Source organism: Cohnella rhizoplanae (assembly GCF_948329515.1).
In the GTDB taxonomy this organism is placed as follows: domain Bacteria; phylum Bacillota; class Bacilli; order Paenibacillales; family Paenibacillaceae; genus Cohnella; species Cohnella rhizoplanae.
Map to the genome: position 1 here is coordinate 1 of NZ_CAOJCN010000012.1, position 26080 is coordinate 26080.

Here is a 26080-nt window from a genome sequence, read left to right on the forward strand (position 1 = left end):
TTGTTGTTGTTTCCGTTGCCCTGCTGCGAACCGATCTCGACGACGATCTTCTTCTGCACCTCATGCATCGTCGCGCGCAGCTCGGGATCGAGCGTTTTGACGCTGACCAGCTTGATCTCGGCGCTGCCGGAGGCATTCGCCTCCAGGGTGAAGCCGGCCAGCGGGAGCGCGCCGCTCTCTCCGGCGGACTGGCCGGTCTTCGTCGATCCGTAGCGCAGCGTATAGCCCTCTTGGCGATACACCGACATACCGCCCGGCAGGTAATCCCTCGCCTTCGCGCTCGCGAAGGCAACGCCGGAGGGCAGCTCGAGCGTCAGCTCATAAGCGTACAATCGATCGAGATTCAATCCATCGACGGTTACGACGAAGCTGTCGCCTACCCTGACCGAAGCGACGTTCGATCGAATGTCGAAGGCGGTTTGCCCCGCTGCGGCGCCCGCGCTTGGCATCCCCGCGGCCGAACTTATCAAGCAGATGAAGAGCAGCATGGCTGTCGCGCGCCTATACAAGTCGTTTTTCAATGGGGTTCCTCCTGGATGCTGGATTCTCTTGCGTACCGCATTATCCGATAATCCGGAAGGCGATGAAGGCCAAGTCCTCGATATCGACGCCGCCGTCTCCATTGATGTCCGCACGCTTCGCGGCGGTCCAATCGGAGCCGGATGCGTCTTTTCCGTAATAGGTCGATACCTGGACGAAGTCGGCGATATTGAACGACGGGTTATCGTCCATGTTGCCGGTCGTCGCCGTAATGCGATGGGATTCGAACGCCGCGATCGCCGCCGACAAGTTCGTTCTCGCCGCTTGCACCTGAGCCTCGTCGGCATCGGCCTGGTTAAATACCGCTTTGGCAGCGTCGATGGCCGAGGTGAGCGCCGACTTCAACCCGGCCAGCATAGCGTTGAAAAAGGTCCCTTCGGACGTGCCGGCGACAGCCTCGTCGCGCGTCGCCTCCGCCTGCGCGATCAACTCTCCGAGCGACGCTCGCTCCGAGATGCTCACTTGCGCCGTACTGCCAGCCAGCGACGTGATCTCGCCGGATGCCGAGGACGCGGACACGGCTGACGTCGTGAAGCTCGCCGGCCCGGAGGAAGCATCCGCCTTCGCCAGGAAGCGGAGCGTCAGGAAGGGGGCGTCTGCCGGCAGCATGCCGGTTCCGATTCGGCCGGACAGAATTCGCAGCGCGCCCGCCGCCGCATCGTTCGTGACGATAACCGCCTGCTGCCCGTAATCCTTGGCATATCCCGTGTACGTGAATCTAGCCGGATCGTAAGACAGCGTCAGATCTACGCCGGCCGCCGGTTCGGCCTCATCCAGCGCCAGCTGGACGTCGAGCGGCTGACCGGGCGCTAAGGAGCTTGCGCTCGCCGACGCCTTTAAGGCCGGCTCGGCGGCGGCATCGGTCTTTTTCAAGCCGATCCAATCGAGATTGGACGCCCCGACGACGTTCCACATCTTAAGCGTCACCGGTCCGGCGGGCAGGTAGGTGCCCGCATGTATCGTCGCCGCTCTCCACTCCTCCGGGGTAGTCCCCCAGCTCGGCGTGCTCGGTATTTCCGCCGAGAAAAGGTCCGGTCCCAGCTGAATCAGGCGCTTCATTGGAGCGCCGCTAAGCTCCCATCCTCCTACGTATTTCATCGCGACATCGTAGTTGCCGGCTTCGGGCACGTTCAGCTGCCACGTAATCGTCTGGCCCGGATTGCTCCAGCCGCTGACGCCAACCCCGCCGGAGAGGAAGCTGCGCGTATTATACGTCGTGACCCCGCTATCCGCGCTGCCGAAGCTTTCCGCTTCCGCGAAGATGTCCAGACCTGCCTTGACGGCATCGAATTCGGCCGACTGATCCATTGGAGTGGCCGCGCCCGAGCCCGCGCTGCGCAGCTTAAGCGCGCCTGTCGGGTTAGGCACGATAATCTTGGCATTCGCGCCTATGAACATGGCGGGCTTGATGCCGCCGCTACCCTCGAAAACGATCCCGGCCGGCGCTTCGAGCACCTCGTACAAACCTGCCGGATTGGATAAAGTGCCCCAGGCCGCCGCGCCGCCGTGCCCATCCCCGTAGACGGATAGCGCGACCGTAGCCGGCACACCGTTTATTTCGACCGGATATGAGATCGGAGCGAGCGGGGCAGGAGCCGGAATATCGCTTAATAGAAGCTGATGCTGTCCAGGCTCGACGTTCAACGTTATCAGACTGCCCGCCGTATCCCAATGCACGCCTCGCGCGTATACGGCCTCCGTTACGCTTCCGCCTTGCGGAAGGCTGCGGTACTTTTCGTCGAGTACGGTTGTAACGCCGGGCTTCAGCAAGCTGACCTGCGAACCCTGCGTTCCGGCGATGGACAGCTCGTCGCCGGAGAGCGCGACGGTCGCCTGCCGCGTGCTGCTAATCCGCGTCTCTCCGTTCACGGTCAGCTCGGTGCCGCCTACCAATAGAACGGAATCGCCTTTGACCGTAGCCGCGATGCCGTCGAATCGAACGTTGTCCTCGGTAACAACGGAGCCGCTCAGGGCAGTGCGCACATAAACATTCGTGCCGTCGGCGAACCGGAGCTTCCGGTACGTATCGTGCTCCTCGGCGACGATATTCTGCGGCGTGGAACCGACCTCGTAGGGTACGTAGGTGGACACGATCGTCGCGGTATCCGTTTCGGGCGTTTTAAATCCGCCATGAACCCGTTTCCTGCCGATATACGGAGCAGCTTCGGGATTATACTCCGCGCCGTCGGCTCCGATATACTTGTCGGTTACCGGAATTTCACTTAAACCCGGGTAGTACAGATTGACTTTTAAAGCAGCCTGATTCTTCACGATCGTCGCGCTGTTATGCGCTTCGTCCAGACTTAAGCTTTTGTCGGCGTGAAGCCAATATTCGAAGCTCGAGCCGCCGGGCTCGCGCGCGTCCAGATTATCGACGACCACAAAGGCGCCCGGCTTGACGTAGATAACGCTGCGCTGCGCCAGGTCGAGGCCGGCGTTGCTTCCGGCATTGTACGCCGCCGTCGCGTCGCCGACCGCCGCGTCGAACTCTTTATTCGTGGCGAAGCCCGTAATTTGACCGGAGGCGCTCATATCGTTTGTGTTCTGGCCCTTTTTTCCATCGTACGTAATCGCATTATGGGAAAAGGTTTGCTTGGCAAATTTCGTATAGTGATCGCTGGCATACGCGTCGTAGAACCCGCCTTCGACCGTAAGTTCTTCGCCGAAGGCTTTGATGATGAGGCTGTTCTGATCCGCTTGACTGTGATTGAAGCTGCCGAACGGACTGGACTTGATAAAGAGGGAGATGCGCTTGGGATCGACGAGGCTCGAGTGCATCGCCACCGTTCCGATCTGCTCGAAATATTTGGCCGTCGGCAGCTCCACGGGAGGACGAGCCGGCAAGTTTCCGTCTTCGTATAAGTAGGTCATGAAGTTGTCAATATCGTATAGGTACTGCTGCGCGTACCATTGCATCACCTGGTCTTGCTGCATTTGCGCGTTGCGCATGACGGTGGCGGAGACGTAATTCCGGGAGATGCCGTCGTTGCCGTTGCCGAACGCGCCGCCTAGCTGGCCGGGCGGCAGCATGTACATCGCGTAAGAGGACTCGTTGCGGAAATAGGCTTTCTTATAAGCGTTAAAGCCCGTCGCCGCATAGAGCGTATCCAGGAATTGCTTGCCGGACATGGAGGACCACTGCCAATAGCCTTCGCCGTTGCCCCAGCCGCCGTCCTCGCCGCCCCATACCGGAGATAAATTCATGTATGCAGGCACGATTTGATTGAACCATTGCTGCGCTTTTTGCGACACGACGATGCCGTTAATATCGACGTCGTCATGCAGCAAGGAAGTCGCGATGATGCCCAGGTAGCCGTTGACCGTCCAGCCGTGCGAGTCGTAGGGGAAGCTCGTAATCGGGGTCGCGCTTTCCAAGACGTGATCGGCGATCGTCTGCGCGCGGTCCAGCACCATCGTTAATACCGTTTTCCTTTGCTCGGCATCGAGGAGATCGTAAATCCAGTCATAAGCCATTGCGCTCGTAAGCGCGATGTCTCGATGCACCTGGTCGTTGCCGCCTGCCGCGTTATCATATTGGGTAGGGCCTTCCTGGGTTCTCCAGGTAGAGACGTGAAGGAGCCGTTCCTTGGCGAACTCGCCATATACGGGATCGCCGGTAATCAAGTAAACGAAGGCGGCGTTGACCATCGGAGCGGTTACCTTTTGAGTTTGGCTGAGCACGGTCGGACCGTTTGCCGTTTTTACCGGTTCGCCAGGCAGGGTATGGTCGCCTGTATTGATGATGGATTTAATCCGGTCGAACGTTTTTTTGCCTGCCCCGTCTTTTCTGGCGCGGAACTCGGCAAGCGTGTCGGCAGTCGTCAGCACGCGGGGATGCGATTCAGGCACGTTCGCGATGAGCTCGGTGATGGACGGTACCGGGAAGGGTACGGAATTCGCATCGATCCTGAACTGGCGGACATCGCTCCAATTCGACCAGCCCGCCGTCTTATGGAACCGGACTCTCCAGAAGTAGGATTGACCGCCAGCGAACGTGTCGGGGAAATTGTAGTAGTTGATCGCGATATCGTTTTTCTCATACTGAACGTTTTCGAAGCCGCTGTCTGTCGCCACCTGCAGCTCGTAAAGATCGGCGCCCGAGATGGCAGGCCAGCCGAAATCCGGGGGATTCTGCGTCGTGACGAGATGGTCGATCGGTTGAAAATGCCGCGTGTACGCCGGATTCAGGTCGGTGGGCCACGCCAGTGAACCATTCGGCGGAGGCGTCATGGTCGGCGTAGCGGTCGGCGTCGCAGTCGGCGTCGGACCGGGAGTCGTATCCGCGGCCGTCAGTTTCGCCTGATCGAAATACAGATCCGCCGTACCTGCCCCGGACGTAGACAATTCCACCTGCACGCCAGTCGTCCCTGCAGGGGGCTCGGCCGTTAAGGTTAAGGCTTCCCAGCTGCCGGTACCCGCGGTCTGCGCTTCGGCGAATTGCTGGCCGGACGAGCCTAGAAAGTGGAGGATCAAGCTGCCGCCTCCGGACAAGGCTTTCGCATTTACGGAAGCCGTATAGGCCTTGCCGGATACGACTGGCGCTGCCGGGCTTTTTACGCTGTAAGCGTCCGTAGCGGAAGCATCCAGCAAATGCAGCGATTTATTGCCATGCGTGGCATAGACGCTGCCCGTCGCCGAAGCGATGCTGGACGGGATGCCGCGGTCGATTGCGGTCCAACCGGTCGGCCTTGCGCCCGTTACTTCCTCAAAGCTCGGGTTCAGCAGCAGATCCGTCGTTTTCAGCGATGCCTCATCTACATAGACGGTGCCGGTTCCGGCGCTGCTTGGGATGACGACAATCATTTGCAAATAGGCGGTATCCGCCGGCGGCGTTGCGTTAGCCTGAATGGTTTGCCATTGAACGCCGGCTGCGTGCGGGGTCGCTTTTTGCGCGCTTGAATTAAGATTGGCATCGAAATATCTGATAATCATGGAAAGGCCGCCGGTTTCGATTTTCGCTTGGATACTGGCCGTATATGAAGCGCCGGGGGAATAAGGAATCAACGGACTTTGTATGCCGCCCGCGTTATTGAATATCTTGACGCTGCGCGTCCCTTCCGTTGCTTGATCCGTGGTGGATTCCACGCTGATGGCCGCGTTAAACTTGGACCAACCTGCCGGCATGCTGCCGGACACCTGTTCGAATCCCGGATTAGGCAGCAGTTCGGGTCCAAGGACCGGATTCGATCCGGCCGCGCTTGCGAAGGGAGAGGAGAATAAACTTAGAAGCAGATTTAATCCCATTATGAATACAAGAAAAATAGACGTTTTACGCCGAATCGTTCGGATGTTCAAAGGGTTAGCCTCCTATTTTTCAAATGGCTGCAGGTACGAATCCGATGAAAAGTCACCTTCACCTCCTAATACTAGGATCCAGGCTTAGAAGCGCTCGTTGCCCAATGCGATCATCAGGAAGTATGTATCCGCTTTCAAATAGGTGGCGTCTCCTGATAAGAGCATCATAAGATTGCGTGCGGGTGCGGTAAATCATCGATACTTACGGTCCTGCAATTCCTCTCATATTTTCTGATAAAAGTACCAGCTTTCGAAAAACGGACTATTCGGCAAGAGAGGAGCTACGCCCCGGGATCATCCTGACTGGGCTTTTTTATAGATTTTGATCCTTTTTCGAGGAACTCGAAAGAAATTGCAACTAGCGCGATTACCGCTCATTTCCCGCAGATGCCCGTGCCTATATGATGTAGGTAGAGCAGAGAGACGGGAGAGGGGCGTTGTGTTCAACATGAAAAAAAGACCAGATTCGCAAGAGGGTAACGCCGGATACGCGGAGCTGCGAGACAAGTGGGCCGAACCGCCCATGGCGAACCGTCCGGTACCGTTCTGGTCGTGGAACGGCGACCTGGAGCAGGAAGAGCTGGATGCGCAGGTCGAGGGATTCAAGGCGCAAGGCATGGGCGGCTTCATGATGCACGTGCGCGAGGGACTCGAGACGCCGTATCTCGGCGATGCGTTCATGGACCGGATCAAAGACACCGTGGCCAAGGCGAAGGCGGAAGGCATGCACGCCTGGCTGTACGATGAGGATAAATATTCTTCGGGCATGGGCGGCGGCCTGGTAGGGCGAGCGGGCGGGGATGCCGTGCGCGCGAAGGCGCTATCGCTGACCGTCGCCCGCAGCTTGGACCAGGACGACGAGGTGCAGGCCGTATACGCCGCGGTCCTGGCGGGCGACGAGCTGCGCAGCTGCGCCAGACTGGCGGAGCCGGCGACCGCGGCGCAGCGGCCCCTTGCGGAAGACGAGGTCTATCTGATCCTGCGCCGCCATGTCGCCGCGCCTAACGAATGGTGCCACGGGGACACGTATCCGGACGCGTTGAATCCCGAGGCGGCCAGGCTGTTCCTCAAGACGACTTACGAGCGTTACAAGGAAGCGGTCGGAGAAGCGTTCGGGCGCACGATCCCGGCCATCTTCACCGACGAGCCGTCGATCCGGGGGTTCAACGAGGGCCTGAGCCGGCCGGATCTGACCTGGATCGCATGGTCCGACTTGCTGCCGGAGGCGTTTGCCGCGCGACACGGCTACGACATCTGGGATCGGCTGCCCTATTTTTTCTTCCGCGGCACGCATGCGGCGGCGCTGAGGCACGATTATTGGGCGACGGTGACGGAGCAGTTCACCGATGCCTATACGAGGCAGATCGCCGACTGGTGCGCGGCGAACGGCATCGCGCTCGCGGGCCACTACTGCGAGGAGGGCAGCCTCATCGGCCAGACGCTCCACTGCGGCGCGGTCATGCCCCATTACCGATATCTCGACGTGCCGGGCATCGATACGCTGTGCGAGCAGACGGACGAGAGCCTGACGGTCAAGCAGATCTCGAGCGTCGCGAACCAGTACGGCAGAAAAAAGGTCATCACGGAAACGTACGGCGTGACGGGCTGGGGCCTGAACTTCGAGAGCCGCAAGTGGATCGGCGACTGGCAGTTCGCGCTGGGCGTAAACGTGCTGACGCACCATTTGGCCCTGTATACGCTTCGCGGCTGCCGGAAAAGGGATTATCCGCCGTCGTTTAATTACAACGCGAACTGGTGGCCGCACAACCGGACGATCGAGGACTATTTCTCGCGTCTCGGCGCGGTGTTGAGCGAGGGCGCGGTACGTAGGGACGTGCTCGTCGTCCACCCCGCATCCTCGGTATGGACGCAGCTCGGACGGAACGTGCAATCGGGGGAGTGGCGCAACCGGGCGGGGATTTCCGGGGAGCTGGAAGCCTACGACGCGGACTTTAACCGGATGGTGAGGCTGCTGCTCGGCGAGCACTACGACTTCGACCTCGGCGATGAGACGATCCTGCGCGAGACCGGGCGCGTGCGCGGCGCGCTGCTCGAGGTGGGTGCCGCCGGTTACCGCGTCGTCGTGCTGCCGGATCTGCGCAATCTCGCCCGTCCGACATTCGAGCTGCTGCTCGCTTATATGAACGCCGGGGGCGACCTGCTCTCTTACGGCAGCGCGCCGGCGATGCTGGACGGCAGAGAGGCCGCCGCCGAGCTGCGGGCGCTGATCGGCCATCCGCGTTACAATCCGCTGACCTCGATGGACGATCTCCCGGCGGCGCTCGCGGCGCGGCTCCCTCGGCCCGTCAGTCTGCGCCGGGCGGACGGCGCGGAGGAGAAGCGCCTGCTCTGCATGCGGCGGGAGCTGCCGGATTGTACGGTTGTGTTTGCGGCGAACAACGACAGGGAGGCCGGCTGCGAAGCCGAGGTTCGCATCGAGGGTGTCGGTACGCTCGAACGCTGGGATCCGCTGACGGGCGAAACGTACCGCGTGCCGTCCAGGCAAGAGGCGGGCTGCACCGTATTTCGGGAACGGTTCGGACCGACGGATTCCAAGCTGTACGTGCTGCGCCGGGCCGAGACCGTTACGGGGGCCGCGCCGCTCGATGATTCCGAATCCGTCTCATCGGCCGCCGCCGCCGCGTCAAAGGAGCCATGGAAGGTATTCGCGCAGCCAACCGCATTTTCCCGGACCGCTCCCAACGCGCTCGTCCTCGACCGCTGTCAGTATCGGCTTGGCGGCGGGGATTGGTCGGAGACGATGGACGTGTGGCAGGCGCAGCGCGAGCTGCGCGAGCGGCTCGGCATGCGGCAGGTGTATGCCAACGGCAAGCTCCAGCGGTATCACTGGGTTCGCGAGCCGCATCCCGAGGACGGGGCGGAAGCATCGTTCCGCTTCACGTTTCATGTCGTAGATATTCCCGAGGAGGACACTCACCTGGCGTTCGAGCAGGCGGAGCGCTTCCGCTTCACGCTGAACGGCGAGCTTGTAGAAGCACGGCCGTCAGGCTGGTATCTGGACAAGAGCCTGCGGACCGTCACGCTGCCGCGGCTCGTCGCCGGGGACAACGCGCTGATCGTCGATTGCGCCTATACCCACGACATGGAGCTGGAGGACGCCTTCCTGATCGGAAGCTTCGCGCTGGACGCGCATCGCAGTCTGGTGCGTGAGCCTGAGCGGCTAGCGCTTGGCGACTGGTGCCTTCAAGGCTACCCGCACTACTGCGGGAGCATGGTCTATCGATATGAATTTTCGGCGAATGCGAATCGGGCGGACCCGGCGCGGCTTTTCCTGAAAATGGGGACGTATGAAGCGGTCACGATCAAGCTGACGCTGAACGGTCTTCACGAGCGGGCGATTCCGTGGCGCGCGGCCGGGACGGTCGAGCTGACCGAGGGACTGGCGGACGGCGTCAACCGGCTCGAAGTCGAAGTCGCGGGCAGCCCCCGCAATCTGCTCGGCCCCCTGCACGAGGCGGAGACGGGCGCCGCATGGACCGACTGGTGGTCGTTCCGGCCGACGGGGGACGCGTATACGCCGTCGTACCAGCTGCTGCCCTACGGACTGACGGGGCCGATCGAGCTATTCCTTGTCCCCAATACAGTTATTTAATGGTACGATCAGAGGAAAAAGGAGGAAGCCCATGCGCAAATTGAATCCGATCCCCTTGCTTAAAGACCGGTCCACATCGTTGTTTTTGCGGCTTCTCTCAGGTTTCCTCTGCATCATCCTGCTCATGAGCTCCCTCGTGCTCTATTTTTACTCCGAATCCAAAAAAAGCGTCCGCGAAGAGATCGTCAAGTACAACACGCTGATGCTCCAGCATACGACGGAGGGCTACGAAAAGCATCTGGACTTGGTCAAGCGCCAGATGCTCGTCTTCCTGCTCAGCGAGAAGGCGCAAAGCCTGCGGACGACTCCGAATTACCGCGAGATTCCGCTTTTGCAGCAAGAGATTAACGGATGGACCTCGGACGTGCAGATGTACATGAACAATATCGTCTTTTACAGCAGGTCCAACAATCTGATCGTCGAAAAGGGCACGAGCGCGTCCGCGGATTCAATGTTTAAAGTGTTTTACGAGAGCGAGGCTTACGATCCTGCGTTCTGGGATAAGCAGTTCGACGAAAATTACAGCGCGCGCGTGCTGCCAGCCGCCGTTTTCCGCAATCATATGTTCCGCGAAGCGACGTCGACCATCGGCGAGCTCGTACCGATCGTATTCAAGACCAAGAGCAGCCATGATTTTTTGATGATCGTCTTTTTGGACGCCCAGAAAATATATCGGGCGCTCCATCAGGCCGCCGGCGACGATTTTATGATCTTGGACGATACGGGCCGCGCGATCTTCCGCAGCTTCGGCCAAACGCCGGAGATCGACCCCGCTGCGCTGCGCTCGGCAACCGACGGGGAGTACGTAACGAACGGCAAATACTATTTTCAGTCGAAAGGCGCCCTGTCCGGATTCACCTACGTTCAGCGCGTGCCGGTCGAGCGGATCGCGTCGCAAACCCGGATGAACGTCACGCTGATCGTCGCGGCGGGCGTATCGATCGCGCTCGGCATCGTCATCTCCTGGCTGTTCGCGGCCGGCATCAACAACCCGCTGCAGAAGGTGATCGGCGCCATCCGGGGCGATTCCGGCAGCGCTTCGTTTCGCTCGTCGATCCGCGAGTTCAATATTATACGCCATCAGCTGCAGGACAAGGACAAGATGCAGAAACAGCTTGCGTTCCTGCAGCAGCTCAAGGCGATCCCCAGTCATGGCGCCCCGCCGCCAACCGCCTTTAGAGACGAGCCGTTCGTCATCGTGCTGTTCCACGCGATGAGCAGGCGGGAGGAAGAGGACGAGCAGGCGTTCTTCCGGACGTGGCTCAGTTATATAAAGGTACATATGGAAGACCGCCTTGGACGGGCCTTCCCCGAATCGATGACTTTTCACATCGAAGCCAATCAAATCTTGAGTCTCGTCTATACGAGTCAGCGCGAGGAAGCCATCATTCGCCTGAAGCAGATGGAGCCGCTGTTCGAGCAGGATCGGGCGTTCGGCACGGTGACGGTCGCCGTCTCCTCCGTATTCGGCAATGCGAGCCGCATCGGCGCCGCCTACCAAGAAGCGCAAGATCTGGTGCTCGAGCGCAAGCTGGCCGACCGGATGCAGATCGTGACCGATCGTACGGCAGGTGCGGAGGCTATCGGATTTTCGCCGGATCAATGGAAGGAGTTCCAGTCGAACCTGCGCGAAGGCAACGAGGCGCAGTTGACGGGCCTGATCAAGCGCGTGTTCGCCAAATGGCAGGGCAAGGAAGCGACCGCGGCCGCCTGGCTGGCGTTCGGCGAGGGCCTGATCGGCAAGATCAAGAGCGAGGCCAGCCCGCTCGTCATCGCGCCCGACCGGCTGCAGGCGATCTTCCTGGACATCGATCGTCAGATGCGGCGCTGCATCACCATGTCCGAGCTAGAGGCGCTGTTAACGGCCAAGACGGCGCTCGCCGCCGAGGCGTTCCGGGAGAAAAAGCAGCTTCGGGACCCGATCACGACGTTTGTCGTCGAATACGTCAATCAGCATCTGTCGGAAGAAATCTATCTGGACACGCTGGCCGAGCGGCTCAACCTGAGCGGCGGCTACTTGTCCTCCTATTTCAAAGAGAAGACGGGGATGAACATCGTCGACTTCATCAACGAAACCCGGATCATGAAGTCGGCGAGCTTGCTCGCGGACAGCAAATATAAGGTTCAGGACGTGGCCGAAGCCGTCGGCTACCGCAACATCACCTCCTTCAACCGCATGTTCAAAAAGTACATGGGACTCACCCCGAGCGAATTCCGCAGGAAACCCGGCGCGGAGAGTTAAGGGCGGCACGTACGACAATAAGCGTTTAGGCTGATGTTTAGAAAAGTGGGCTTTTTTTCGACTATCCGAAAAAAGCTGCAAAATGGCCGCTTTCCGGTGATTTACGGACCGGCCGGACGCTGTTTACGATGGGTTGCATAAGGCGGCGGACGAAAAGCAAACGCGCCGAGCCGCCTTTGTAAGCGCAGCCGCTCCATCGGCTTAGCAAACCATTCGGGAAGGGGTTTCCTATGAAAAAGAAAACGACGGGCAAAAGCGCCGCAGGCGTCCTGGTCGCCTCCGCGCTGACCGCCGCCATGCTGGCGGGCTGCAGCGGCAACAACAATAACAATGCGGGAGCGTCCAGCTCCGCGGCGGCATCGCCGAGCGCCAGCGCCTCCGCTAGCGGCAGCGCCTCCGCATCCGCATCGCCGAGCGCGGCGCTGCCGGAGCCGGCCAAGATCTCGATCTTCACCGAATATTCGACCGCATGGCCGCCTCAGGCGGACTGGGGCGTCTGGAAATGGGTGAAGGAAGAAACGAATATCACCGTCGAGCAAAAGACGTCCACGACGACCGTGCCGTCGGAAGCGCTCGCGCTCGCCGTCTCGTCCGGCGATATGGCGGACGTCATGTCCGTCTTCCCGGGAGACGTGCAGAAGTTCGGCTCGCAAGGCGCCTTCCTCGATCTGTCGAAGCACATGGACAAAATGCCGAACGTTAAAGCTTACCTGGACAGCCATCCCGTCATCAAGATGCGGGTGACGCAGCCGGACGGCAAGATCCTGAATATCATCAACGACGGCGCCGGCGCGGGCAACCAGCTGGTCTGGTTCTATCGCGAAGACATCTTCGACAAGAACGGACTGACGCCGCCTAAAACCTGGGATGAGCTCTATGAGACGTCCAAAAAATTGAAGCAGCTGTATCCGGACAGCTACCCGCTCGTGTTCCGGCACGGCCTCGGCACGCTGTCCATCTTCGCCCCGTCCTTCGGAATCTTGCCTGAATTACAGAAGGATAAGACGACCGGCAAGATGACGTACGGGCCGCTTAGCCCGAACTACAAGACGATGATCGAATACTTGAACAAATTTTACAAAGAAGGTTTGTTCCCGCCGGACTGGCTGTCGATGGACTACAAGGCGTGGACGCAGTTCATGGCCACGAACAAATCGTTCATCAGCGTTCAGTACATCGGTCAGATCGAGACGATGAACAACCAGCTGACCGAAGGGCGCCTGAAGTTCATGGCGCCGCCGCTCGGCGCGGGCGACAAGGCTTACCTTCCACAGGGCGGTTACGAGGATTACGGCTTCTCCGTCGCTTCGAATACGAAAAATCTGGACGCCGCGCTGCGTTACCTGGACTATATCTACTCGGAAAAGGGACGCGACATTCAAAGCTGGGGCAAGGAAGGCGAAACGTACACGATCGTCGACGGCAAGCGCAAGCTGAACGACGTTTATAAGGAATCGAACGACCTGCGCCGCGTATCCGGCATTCTGTCGGCGGGCACGTACGGCTGGTTCGACTTCGAAGCGCCGCTGTCCCTGATCAAGGAAAGCGAGCGGGAAGCTTACGTCGAGTCGCCGAAGTATCAGTTCCCGGTCACCAGCACCCTGCCGATCCTGTCCAAGGAAGAGACGGATTCGATCTCTACGCAGATCGACGCCATCTACAAGTATTACTCGACGTCCATCAGCAAGTTCATCATGGGCGAGACGCCGCTCACCGAGTGGGACAACTTCATTAAAGAGCTGGATAAGTACGGCCTGCAAAAAGTGCTGCAGACGTATCAGGTCGCGCTCGATCGTCAAACCGCGGCTCAATAACGAGGATTCGGCAAAACAATGATGAACGGGGCCGTCGTCGGAGCATCGACCGACGGCCTCTCCATTCCGCGGAAAGGGGATGAAGCCGTGAAGCCAACGCTGATCCGGAATCTAAAGCGAGACCGGACTTACTTCCTGCTGCTCGCCCCCGTGTTGCTGTACTACGTGCTGTTCAAGTATGTCCCCATGTTCGGGATCATCGTATCCTTCAAGGACTACAATCTGTTCGCAGGCGTATGGAAAAGCGACTGGGTCGGGCTGAAATATTACAAAATGTTTTTCCAGAACCCCGACGCTTACGACATTATCAAAAATACGTTCGTGCTCGGCATTTACAAGGTCGTATTCGGGTTCCCCGCGCCGATCATTCTGGCGCTGCTGCTCAACGAGCTGCGGTGGAAGGCATACAAGCGCTTCGTTCAGACCGTCAGCTACCTGCCTCACTTTCTGTCCGCCGTCGTCGCCTCGGGCATCATCATCATGCTGCTGTCTCCGAGCACGGGCTGGATTAACCATGTCATCCAGAGCTTCGGCTTCGAGCCGGTCAACTTCTTGCAGCAGGCGTCCTGGTTCAGGACGGTCTATATCAGTTCGGAAATCTGGCAGGAGATCGGCTGGGGCTCGATCATCTACCTGGCCGCGCTCACCTCGATCGATCCGCAGTTGTACGAAGCAGCCCGCATGGACGGCGCGAGCAGGTGGAAGCAGACGCTGCACGTGACCCTGCCCGGCATCGCGCCAGCGATCGTCATCCTGTTTATTTTGCAAATCGGCAAAATCCTCGAGTTCGGCTTCGACAAGGTGTACCTGCTCTCCAACGCGGCCACGTACGAGACGTCCGACATCATCGCGACTTATGTATACCGCATGGGGATCATTCAAGGCAACTTCAGCTACGCGACGGCGATCGACCTGTTCATGGGGATCATCGGCCTGGTCTTCGTCTACTCCGCCAACCAGGTGAGCCGCAGACTCGGAGAGACCAGCCTATGGTAAGGAGCGACTCTCATGACTAAACGCATCGGCGTCTTCGATATCGTCAACGTCCTCATCCTGTCCTTCGTCGCGGCAGTGGCCTTGTTTCCGTTTATCCACATGGCATCCGTATCTCTCAGCTCGGCGCATTACGTCGTCCGCAACGAGGTCAGCTTCTGGCCGAAGGGTCTGCAGTTCGATGTCTATGCCGAGGTGCTTCGGGACAATCGTTTGCTCGTTGGCTACAAAAATACGATCATTTACGTCGTGTTGGGCACCGCGCTGTCGCTTTTTTTCACGTCGTTGGGCGCATACTCGCTCTCGAAGCGGACGCTCACCTTTAGCAAGCAGATCATGCTGTTCATCGTGTTCACGATGCTGTTCAGCGGCGGGATGATCCCGACGTACCTGGTCGTGCGCAGCTACCATCTGATGGATACGGTGTGGGCGATGGTGCTGCCCGGTCTCATCTCGACCTGGAATCTCATCGTGATGCGCACCTTTTTCCAAGGCATACCCACTGAGATTGAGGAGTCGGCCAAGATCGACGGCTCATCCGACCTGCGAACGCTGTTCAGCATCGTGCTCCCGCTGTCCAAGCCGGTGCTGATGACGATCGGGCTGTTCTATGCCGTCGGCATTTGGAACAACTTCTTTCATGCGCTGCTCTATTTGCGGGAAGAGAGCCTGTACCCGCTGCAGCTCGTCATCCGCAATATCGTCATGGTCGGCCAGATCGGCGACGCCATCACGAGCGCTGCCAGCGATCAGCAGGGCATCGTGCTCGAATCGCTAAAGTATGCGTTTATACTCGTGGGCACGCTTCCGATTCTCGTCGTTTATCCGTTCATCCAGCGGCATTTCGTGAACGGCGTGCTGATCGGCTCGGTGAAGGGCTGACGGCGGCGGAGTGGCACCTCCGCTGACCGCTAACGCTGGGCGGAATCGCGCGATAGCGGAACTAATTTCCGCTAAGCGCTCGCCTTGGGCGGATCCGCGCGCGCTAGCTGAACTAATTTCCGCTAAGCGCTCGCCCCGGGCGGAATCGAGCGCTTAGCTGAACTAATTTCCGCTAAGCGCTCGCCCCGGGCGGAATCGCGCGCGATAGCGGAACTAATTTCCGCTAAGCGCTCGCCCCGGGCGGAATCGCGCGCGATAGCGGAACTAATTTCCGCTAAGCGCTTGCCCCGGGCGGAATCGCGCGCTTAGCGGAACTAATTTCCGCTAAGCGCTTGCCCCGGGCGGAATCGCGCGCTTAGCGGAACTAATTTCCGCTAAGCGCTCGCCTTGGGCGGATCCGCGCGCGCTAGCGGAACTAATTTCCGCTAAGCGCTCTCCCCGGGCGGAATCGTGCGCGATAGCGGAACTAATTTCCGCTAAGCGCTCGCCCCGGGCGGATCCGTGCGCGATAGCGGAACTAATTTCCGCTAATCATCTACCCGAGGAGAGCTTCGACCTTCCCGGGTTCTTTTTTAATTCAGTCAAATTTTTCCATGTATTCGTCATCGTGCTCTCGTATTCATGCATTCTCGGGTGTGATACGATCATGGGAAACAGTCCGTACGCTCGTTAATACGGGCCTAAATGTAAACATCGCGAGAGGATGTAGGAGACGAGATGCAAATCCCCGTAAAGGATTACTTGACCGCCCATGCCGCGTTGGCGGAGACAGGCGCCTATCTTACGCCCGATACGGAGGTGGTCTGCGACTCCGGCGTCGTTGGCGGCGTGCTGTCGGAAGCCGTCGTTGCGAATGCGGGACAAGCCGCCTATCGGAGCGTGACCTTCCGCGTGCAGTGGCCGGCCGAGCTTGCGGCTCGCATCGAGCGCGAATTCGGCGTCGCGATGACGGACGATCCGGAAGCCTACGCGATCGTAGCCGAGGCGGACGCGATCACGGTTTATTCCGCTTCCGGACGAGGCTTGATGTACGGCGCGGCGACGCTGGTCCGAATGGCCGAAGAGGGCTTCGTCCGACACGGACTCGTCTATAATCGGCCGACTTGTCCCGTGCGCGGCGTGAAGTTGTATTTGCCGACGCGCGAAGGCATCGCTTATTTTAAACGTTTCGTGGATATGCTGTGCCGCTTCCAGTACAACACGGTCATGCTGGAGGTCGGCGGGGCGATGGCGTACGAGCGCCATCCCGAGATCAACGAGGGCTGGGTTCGTTACTGCGCGGAGATGCGGGAATACAGCGGCAAGACGATCCGCATCCAGGAGCAGACCTTCCCGTGGTACAAAAATTCGATGCATGTCGAGAACGGGGGAGGAAGCTTCCTGACCGAAGACGAGGTGCGGGAGCTTGTACGATACTGCAAAGCGCGCTTTATGGACGTCATTCCCGAAGTGCCCTCGCTCAGCCATTGCGACTACTTGCTGATCAATCATCCGGAGCTCGCGGAGCGGAAGAACGATCCGTATCCAGACACGTACTGCCCGTCCGACGAACGCTCGTACGCGCTGCTTTTCGACGTGCTGGACGAGGTGCTGGACGTATTCGAGCCCCAGACGGTTCACGTCGGCCACGACGAGTACTACAGCATCGGCCTGTGCGAGCGATGCAAGGGCAAGCCTGCCGAAGAGCTGTATGCCGGCGATCTGCGGCGCATCCATGCGTATCTCGCGGACAAGGGCGTGCAGACGATGATCTGGTGCGAGAAGCTGATCGATGCCAAGGATACGAGCGGCAAGCCATGGGGCGGCGCGGAGCGTCCGATGAAGAACCACGAGACGGGCGAGCCCTTCGGCGAGACGATCCCGCCTACCTACACGGCGATCGATCGGGTGCCGAAGGATATTCATATGCTTCATTGGTACTGGCAGATCGACGCGGCGTACGACAAGCTGTTCCTGGAGCGCGGCATGCGGCTCGTCTACGGGAACTTCGACGGTCCTTCCTTTTTGAACTGGAAGGAGCGGCTCGGCGCGGGCGCGCAGGGCGGCATCATCTCGAACTGGAGCGAGACCGCAGAAGGAAATCTGCAGCGCAACGGGATTCTTTTTTCGATGGCTTATTCGGCTTGTATGTTCTGGCGGGCGGACTACGAGGAAGAGGACTATGCGAACGTTGCCGAAGCGTCGTTCGAAGCGTTGTTCCGCGACCGCTACCGGTTCCTTAAGCGCCGCGCGGCGGACGCTGATGCCGATTCGGGCACCGTATACGTGGAGATCGTGCACGCGACGGACGATTTTTGGCCGTACCGACGCTTCTTCGACGGCATCTTCCTGGACGAGAACGAGTACCGGATCGGCGCGTACACGCTCGTATACGCCGACGGCACCGAGGCGGAAGCTCCGATCTGCTACGGCACGAATATTTCGGGCATCGAACGCGGCTGGGAACGCGTCGTGCCGGACGACGACCCGCTGAGCAAGGACGGTTACAATGTCGACGATTCCTTGCTGGAAGCCGCCTATACGACGCGCCCCGTGCGTACGCCGGCGGGCACGTATTATCGCTGGATACTCCAAAACCCGTTTCCCGGCAAGACCGTTGCGCGCGTCCGCCTGACGGTGGACGACCCGGCGGCAGCCAACATTTTCGTCAAGGAAATCCAGCCCGCGCCGATGTCGTCCGCCTGGACGGCCGGAAGAGCGGCCCGCAAGCCGCTGGTCCGTATCCTCGGGGAAGGCGGCATCGTCTGACCCGCTAGATCGACGTAGAAGCCCGCTCCGATTCGGAGGCGGGCTTTTCCATGTCCTCCAGCCGCTGAAGGACGGTTTCCGCATCCTCCAGTTTTGTCCAAAATAGCGTCAGCTCATGGTTCATCCGGTTTAGCGAAGCGGAGGTCGCGTTCAGGTCGCCATGAAAATGAAAGGTCGGGATAATATCGCGGTACATGTGAAAACGAAGAGGCCGTTCGTCCTTATGTTCTCTGTTTTCGGCAGCTGATCTCAGGCTTGGAATGCTCAGCGTATGCCTGCGAACGCTCAGTTGAGACTCTTGGGATAGCAGAAAGTCCATAAGCGTCTTCGCCGCCTGCTTGGAAGCGCCATGCTTGTTGATCGCGAGGCCGATGACCAGCAATAGCGTGCGGGCTTCCTTCGAGTAAGGGAGCGGAGAAATATCGAAGTCCAGCCCCGATTGACGCAGCGCGTTCATGCGGAAGTAACTCGTAACGATCATCGATACCTTCTGATGGACGAACAGACGCTCCGACACTTCCTCGTCCGTCATGGACAGCGAGGCCAACTGGTCATCCACGTAGCCGAGGCCTTTTTCCAGGCATCGAATGAGATGCGCGTCCCGATAGATCGGTCTGCCATCCGGCTCCGTCCGGAACTTAAAGCCTTCTTGAAGCAAAAATAGCGGCCAGCGATTGGTAGAGGCGAGATTGAACAAAAAGCCGAGACGGTCGCGTCCGCGGGAGAGCGCTTCGTTCGCCCGGCCGACGTCGGCCCACGTCCAGCCGCTGTCGGGTTCGGACAAGCCGGCTTCCCGAAAATGGCTCTTGTTGTAGCACAGCACGATCGGGGAAAAAACGAACGGCTGTACGTATAGCGTGCCGTCCGTCGTGAACGGCTTGGTCAGGAAAGGATAGATGCCGTCGATGGGCTCGAGTGGCTCGAAAGCGTCCGGATGAAGACTTCGATCCTGAAACTGCTCGTAGTTCTGCAGATTAACGGTCACCAAATCGATCGCTTCCCGCTCCATGCTCTCGCGCATGGTCGGAGAATATTGGGTGAACGGCAACGGGATCATCTCGACGCGTATATGCGGATATCGCGCGCGAAAGGCGTCGATCAACGCATTCAGATTCGCGTCTTGTACGAGCGAAGGGTAGTAGCCGAATTTAACGATCGTACGCATTCCGGGATTCATAGCAAGAACACGGGCGCCGACCCGCGGCTGTTTTTCGATGTACCCCTGGTCCACGAGCTTATCGAGCGCTTTGCGGACGGACTTTTTGCTGAGCCGGTATTGCTCTCCGAGCGCGATCTCGGAGGGGAGCAACTCGCCTTGCTTATACTTGCCCGTCGCGATGTCGTTCGCGAGCGCGGCGAGCATGTCGTCCATGCGGGTCTTGAACGTCGTGCGCTTCGGTCGGTTGGTCATGACGCACCTCATCAGCGGATTTTGAAATTCGGGCTTGCAGGCACTCCCGTACCTTAGGACCTAGCTATGACCCTATTCTAATCGAAAAATAAATACGCGACAAACCGCTATTTTCGCGAGGAAACTGTGTTCCAAATGAATTTCCATATGTTATACTGGGTCACATCTGGGGCATTTTATTTTGACTTATTATTTATAAACAAATTATTAAGCCTCAGATAATTTCACTTCATGGGGGTGTATCGCGAACGCGTCTGGCCACCGGGTTTCGTATTTTCGAAAGGCTTCATCCGTTAGCGAAGACCGCATCATGCTTGTCCGCCCTGCATATCCACGGAGAGGGGAAAGGCAAAAATGAGAGTAAACGCCAAACGTTGGACGGCCCTCGGCCTCGTATTGTTCATGATCGGCGGGGTATTCCCGCATTCGCTGCTCGGCCCGGCCCGCGCGTCGGCAGCGGCGCCCGCGTGGCCGCAACTTACGGATTCCGCGCACATGCCTTATCGGCCGATCGATTCGCTCGTCACCTCGCAAAGCCCGCCCGACTTCAGCTGGCCGCTCGTGCAGAACGCGGACAGCTATCAGCTTCAAGTATCCCGCACGAGCGACTTCGCGACCGTCGCGCACGAGGCGGCCGCGCTTACGACCAATTATTATAACTTTCCGGTCTCGTTCGATGCCGGCACCTGGTATTGGAGAGTCCGGTACGATCAGGACGGGACGGCATCCGAATGGACCGCGCCGCGCAAGTTCCGGATCGAGGAGGATGCGGTGCCGTTCCCGGTGCCGCCAGTCGATACGTTGGTGAACAGCGTGCCGGACGCGCATCCGCGCATTTGGACGACTGCCGACACGCTGGATGACTTCCGGGCGCTCTCCACGGGCCAAGGAAAGACCATTTACGAACGGAGACGCTCGCAAGCGCTTGCTAATCTGGACTTCGTTCCCGTCGAACCTACCACGGTTACCGCGGTAGACAAAAGGTATGTCGACGAGTCGCTGACGAAAATGATGAACGCGGCGTTCACGTACCTGATCTCCGGCGATACGCGATTCGGGGACAGCGCCAAGCGCCAATTGCTTGCGATCGCAAGCTGGAACACCGACCCGAACGGCACGACCGGCTACGTCACGGACGATCAGATCCATCGCGCGATCGTCAATAAGGCCGCGATCGCTTACGACTGGATCTACGACAGGCTGGCGCCTGCCGACATCCAGAACGTACAGACGATGGTCACCGTACGCACGAACACGCTTATCGCGGACCTTTTCAACGTCCACTCGATGTTCAAAAATCCGTACGATTCGCACGGCTGGACCTCGTTCGGACTCCTGACGGTCATCGCGACAGCGATGCTTCACGATGTCGATCAGGCGGAGTCCTGGTTCCGGATGCTGGCGCCGGCCTATATCAATCTGCTGCCGCCATGGGGCGGAGAGGATGGCGGGTGGTCCATGGGGACCGGCTACTGGCAGGGTGCGAACCTCTCGAATAAAGAGACCATGGACGTCCTGCTGTACGCTACAGGTTTCAATCTGTACGACAAGGCGTTTGCCCGCAACGAAGGCAACTTTCCTTTGTATGCGTTTCCGCACGGGTCGCCCCATGGCCTCATCGGCGACGGCAACACGGAGGCGCCTACTTTCTACAACGTCTCGTTTTTCCGTCGCGCCGCCCAGATGTATCAGGATCCGCATTTGCAATGGGGCGCGCAGGCAGTAGGGGCGACGCCGATCGATCAGCTGTACACCTATTTCCACGGAGACCCCGACTTGCCGGCGGAGCCGCCGGTCGAGTTGCCGAAGTCGAGGTGGTTCAAGGATATCGGCGTGGTCGCGATGCACTCCGACCTGGTCAACCCCGACCGCGTCTCGATGTACTTCAAGTCGAGTCCGTACGGCAGCTACGTCCACAGCCACGCCGACCAGAACAGCTTCGTCATCAACGCGTACGGCGAACCGCTGGCGATCAAAGCCGGCTATTACGAAAGTTTTGGTTTCAACGCGCCGCATCATGGTCAATACACCCGCCAGACCCTGTCCAGCAACGCGATCACGTTCGACGGCAGGCAAGGCCAGCCGATCAACAAGCTCGACGCGAACGGCACGGTCACGGGCTTCGTCGACAGCGCCGGCTTCGCGGCGACGAGCGGAGATGCGACCGCCGCCTATATGGGCGGCATCGGCAAAGCCGTGCGTCACCTGTTGTACGTCAGGCCGAACTCGTTCGTCGTGATCGATCGTCTGAAGTCGGCGAACCCGGCCGGCTCCGAATTCGAATGGGTACTTCACGCCGAGCATGATCTCAAGCTGGACGCGGATCAAGCCGGCGCGACCATCGTCGAGGGCCGGGCCGCGCTGAAGACGAGAATTCACTTTCCGGCCAATATACGGGCTACGGTGGATAACCGGTATCTGAACGCGGAGGGCGTGGAGGTAAGGCCCCAAGACGTCAATATTCCGAATCAGATGCATGCGGCGTTCATCACGCCCAAGTCTCAAGAAACGACGATCGTCTCGACGATGGGCGTATATCCGTCCAGCGGCGAAGCGCCGGAGGTCGTCTCCGTAAATCATGGGAGCTATATGGAGCTGACCTTCGAGGACGGTACGATCGTGTATGTCCGGATGACGAACGGCGGCGAGATCGATACCGGTTCCATTCGATTCGACGGCGAAGCCGCCGCGGTCAAAGGAGATTCGGTCATGCTCGTGTCGGGCACGAAGCTCGTCAAAGACGGCGTCACGCTCCTGTCGAGCGACAAGCCCGCGACGATCGCCTTCGGCGACCGGCAGCTGTCGATCTCCGGCACGGAGGAGATCAACGTCGCCGTGCAGACGCCGGGCGTCGTCCGCGTCCGAGACGTGAACGGCGAAGATATCGCGCACAGCGGCACGCCTGATGCTTCGATCGCGCTTCGCGGCGTCTATTGGCAGGCTGCCGCCGACAAGCTCACGGTTAGAGCGGAGAAGGGCTCGCATACTTTCAAGCTGAACGACGCGCCGTCCTCGCAGCCGCTGGAAAACGTCGAGCTGCAGGTCAGCGATAACGGCGCCCCTCAGACGGTCTCGCTGCAGGCCCGCAGCGACATCGAAGGCGAGAGCGTGGCCTGGGGGAAGCTGACGAACGAGGAAGGGCTCTATCAGGTCGTCGAGGCGCCGACGGGCTTCGCCTTCGAGCGCCATGGCGGCCAGAACGCGCCGTATCTCGAACCTGGCGCCGCGATTCTGCTGCGCGGCGAGGCCGACCGTCCGCTGACGCTGCTCAAGGCCGGATCGGGTTCCCCGGCCGAGACCGTCGTACGGGACGATTACGACGCCGTGCGCGATATGCTGAGCGTGTTCGCGGAGGCCGAATCCTTTCAAAATTCTAGCGGCGGCACACTCAACAGATATACGAATCGGCCGTTCTTGTCCGGCGGGGTCGGCGTGAGCAACTGGACGAACAAGGGCCAATGGCTGGATTGGACGCTGAACGTGCCCAAGCAAGGACGCTACGACCTTGTCCTCAAATACGTGGCGGGCTGGGACGCCCCCGAGGGAGCGCTGACGAGCAGGCTTGCGAAGCTGGGCGACAACGCTTATTACTTCGAAGCGCCGAAGACGGTCGACTTCGGTACGCTGCCCGAGTACTGGAAGTCGATCCGGGTGAAGACGGGGGCGCTGCTGCCGGCAGGGCCGCTGAAGCTGACGATGTGGAACTCCGTCGCATCGATGAACCTTGATTGGATCGGGCTCGTGGAGGTTAAGGACGACGAGATCCGGCCTTCGGCGCCGGGCGCGCCGCAGCTCGTCTCCAAGACGAATACGAGCGCGACGGTCCGGTGGGGCGGCTCGACCGACAATGTCGGCGTTAAAGAATACCGGATCTATTCGAACGGCCAGCTTGCGAAGACGGTGCCGGCCGGCTCCACCGAAGCCCAATTAACGGGGCTGACCGCAGGCAAAAGCTACAAGATCATGGTCAGAGCGATCGACACGAGCGACAATGAATCGCACGACAGCCCGGCGCTCGACGTCGTCACGACCGATACGCTCGCGCCGGTATGGGCGGAAGGCGCCGTCCTGAGCGCCGCGAACGTCTTCCCGGATAAGGCGACGCTGTCCTGGAGCGGCAGCGCGACGGACAATTCCGGGCAGCCGGTCGCCTATGACTTGTATCGAATCGACGGCGCGGCGGCGACGAAGTTGGCATCCGTGACGGGCACGACCTACGAAGTCACGGGCCTGCAGCCATCCGGCAGTTACGGCTTCAAGCTCGAAGCGGTCGATACCGCCGGCAATGCGACGAAGGACGGACCGTCCGTCACGGTTCGCACGCCCGGCGCTAACATGAACGGCAACGGCTTCTACGAGCCGTTTACAGGGATGGCCGCGGGGACGAGTCCGGCAGGAAACGGATGGACCGTCGATCCGGGGCACGGTACGTCGATCGCGATCACCGCGGCCGGAGACGGCAACAAGGTCCTCACGCTTACGGACTCGTACTACGATCTTCAAAACGAATACGGTCGCGCCCCCGGCATATCCAAGGTGATCCCGGCCGTGAGCGGGAAGGTCGTCTTCGAGACGAAATTCAAGTCGAAGGCGCTCGGCCGGTCCGACTCGGGCAACTATGAGCTGCAGGTCGTCTCGGGCAACGCGGACGCCGTCCGAATTTCCGGCGGGAGCACGGGCACCGTTTCTTATCGCATACCGGAAAACGGAACGACGAAGGCCGTGGCTTTCCCGTCCAAAAACGGCGATTTCAAGATTCCGCTCGACCAGTGGATCAAGGTGAGGTTCGAGATGGACACCAGTACGAAGACCTACGATCTCATCTATCAAGCGGATGCGCTCAAAAGCTACGCGGGACCGGTCGACGCTCCCGGAACGCTCGATAAAACGAACGGCATTTACAGAATCAACGGACTTCCTTTCAATACCCCGACGCTGAGCTCGGTCAACGCGGTAGCCTTTGCCGGCACGCGGTATACGGGTGAATATACGTTTGACGATATGGCGTTGTACAAGGCGACGACCCCGCCGGCATTCACGCTCGATAGTCCGCATTACGCGGGCCAGGATGAGCTTGTCCCCGTCGCGATCGGCGTCGGCAGCGTGACGAACGCCGTATACGAGAACGTGTCATTGCGATACGATCCGGCTTTGTTCGATTATGTCGGCGTCGAAGCGGCAGGTCCGGGCATCACCTTGACCGGCGTCTTGAACGATCCGGCACAAGGCACGGTGTCCTTCGCCGTAGACAACGGCGGTCCGATTGGCGGCTCGGGGCCGCTGGCGCTGCTGCAGCTTCGGACCAAAGCCGGCGCCTCCGGCTTCGGATCAGTGCGGATTGAAGCGGCGGCGTCGAAAGATCAGGCAGGCGTCACGCTTGGCGCCGTCAGCTTGCCGGGCAAGACGATCGGCGTCCATGTCATCACGGAGCTTGAGCCGGCCATCGTCGTGACGCCGGTCGGCGCGGCGCCCGAACTGCCGCAGACGGTGACGGCCGTCTACGCCGAACAGACGACGGGTCCCGCGACTGTGACCTGGGCTTCGGTCGATCCTTCGCAGTACGCGGTGCCGGGCACGTTTACGGTGACCGGCACGGTCGCGGGAACCGGCATTCCGGCTCAGGCCGTGGTGACGGTCGTGAACGACTCGGCGGCGCTGCTGACGGGACCGAGCACGGCGCGGTCGGGCGAGTCGTTCGCCGTCAGGCTGTCCGTCGCCAGCGTGCACAACGTGTCCGCGCAGGAGGTCGTCGTGAGCTACGACAAATCCCGTTTCGAATATGTCGACGCTTCTGCGGTCCAGGAGACGACCGTCGTCCAATCGGCCGTCGACAATCCGGAGGCGGGTACCGTCAGGCTGATCCTGGCGAATCCCGGCGCGGAAAATGCAATATCCGGCAACGTGCCGCTGCTCGATTTGACCTTTAAGTCCAAAGCGGGGGCTTCGGGGAGCGGTACGATCGCGGTCACGCGGCTCAAGCTGTCCGACGGCGACGGCCGCGTGCTGGACGCGGATCTGAGCGGCGCCGCGCTGACAGTGGCGATTGCGGATCACGCGGAGCTGGCCGCGGCGATCGCGCAGGCGCAGGCGGCATACGATCAATCCGAGACCGGCATGGCGACCGGGCAGTATCCGGCCGCCGCGCGGACGGCGCTACTGACGGCGATCGCCGCGGCGCAGGCCGTACTGGCCGACGCGCAGACGACGGAGGCGCAAGCTGACGAGGCAATCGCTGCGCTGCAGGCCGCGCTGCAGAAGTTCGGGCAGTACGTTATCGCGGCCGATACGGGCGACCTGAACGGCTCGGGCGGCATCGACATCGGCGACGTCGGCATCGTGGCCGGCCATTACGGCCAACACGCAGGCGAGGCTGGCTGGTCGGCGGCGTACGACCTGGACGGGGACGGGGCGGTCGGGCTCTATGAGCTGGGCTTCGTCTCGCAGAAGCTGATCGAGAGCGAGTAATCTCCGCTTTTTCGCAGGGGTTAACGGCTTATGGAATCTTGGAGAGGAAGGCGCCTTGCCTTCCTCCTCTTATATCC

At 60.1% G+C, this 26080-nt stretch carries 10 protein-coding genes; 7 read left to right on the top strand and 3 right to left on the bottom strand.

Annotated elements, in window-relative coordinates:
- Both PQG80_RS17545 and PQG80_RS17550 read right to left on the bottom strand, forming a co-directional pair.
- On the bottom strand, positions 1–521 hold a 521-nt coding region (locus PQG80_RS17545), incomplete at its 3' end, for a cohesin domain-containing protein (RefSeq protein WP_271752734.1).
- Between the two features lie 40 nt (positions 522–561).
- Complete coding sequence (locus PQG80_RS17550) at positions 562–5472, bottom strand: DUF4962 domain-containing protein (protein WP_271752735.1); 4911 nt, start codon at positions 5470–5472, stop codon at positions 562–564.
- An 811-nt stretch (positions 5473–6283) separates the two neighbouring features.
- Here PQG80_RS17550 and PQG80_RS17555 point away from each other — a divergent pair.
- From PQG80_RS17555 to PQG80_RS17580, 6 genes are all read left to right on the top strand, one after another.
- Positions 6284–9448 (top strand): glycosyl hydrolase, encoded by a 3165-nt coding sequence (locus tag PQG80_RS17555; RefSeq protein WP_271752736.1) that lies wholly within the window; start codon positions 6284–6286, stop codon positions 9446–9448.
- 31 nt (positions 9449–9479) lie between these two features.
- Positions 9480–11690: a helix-turn-helix domain-containing protein gene (locus PQG80_RS17560; protein ID WP_271752737.1), complete on the top strand. Its 2211-nt coding sequence runs from the start codon at positions 9480–9482 to the stop codon at positions 11688–11690.
- A 230-nt stretch (positions 11691–11920) separates the two neighbouring features.
- On the top strand, positions 11921–13504 hold the full coding sequence (locus PQG80_RS17565; protein WP_271752738.1) for an extracellular solute-binding protein: 1584 nt from the start codon (positions 11921–11923) through the stop codon (positions 13502–13504).
- A gap of 87 nt (positions 13505–13591) precedes the next feature.
- On the top strand, positions 13592–14500 hold the full coding sequence (locus tag PQG80_RS17570; RefSeq protein ID WP_271752739.1) for an ABC transporter permease: 909 nt from the start codon (positions 13592–13594) through the stop codon (positions 14498–14500).
- A 12-nt stretch (positions 14501–14512) separates the two neighbouring features.
- Positions 14513–15379 (top strand): carbohydrate ABC transporter permease, encoded by an 867-nt coding sequence (locus PQG80_RS17575; RefSeq protein WP_271752740.1) that lies wholly within the window; start codon positions 14513–14515, stop codon positions 15377–15379.
- A 717-nt stretch (positions 15380–16096) separates the two neighbouring features.
- Positions 16097–18127 carry a family 20 glycosylhydrolase gene (locus PQG80_RS17580; RefSeq protein WP_271752741.1) on the top strand — a complete coding sequence of 677 codons (2031 nt, stop codon included), beginning with the start codon at positions 16097–16099 and terminating at the stop codon, positions 18125–18127.
- A gap of 4 nt (positions 18128–18131) precedes the next feature.
- Here PQG80_RS17580 and PQG80_RS17585 read toward each other — a convergent pair whose 3' ends face one another.
- Positions 18132–19538: an extracellular solute-binding protein gene (locus PQG80_RS17585; RefSeq protein ID WP_271752742.1), complete on the bottom strand. Its 1407-nt coding sequence runs from the start codon at positions 19536–19538 to the stop codon at positions 18132–18134.
- A gap of 354 nt (positions 19539–19892) precedes the next feature.
- On the opposite strand from PQG80_RS17585, the gene PQG80_RS17590 reads away from it, so the two are divergent.
- Positions 19893–26003, top strand: a complete 6111-nt coding sequence (locus PQG80_RS17590) for a DUF4962 domain-containing protein (protein WP_271752743.1) — start codon at positions 19893–19895, stop codon at positions 26001–26003.
- Positions 26004–26080: the final 77 nt, after the last annotated feature.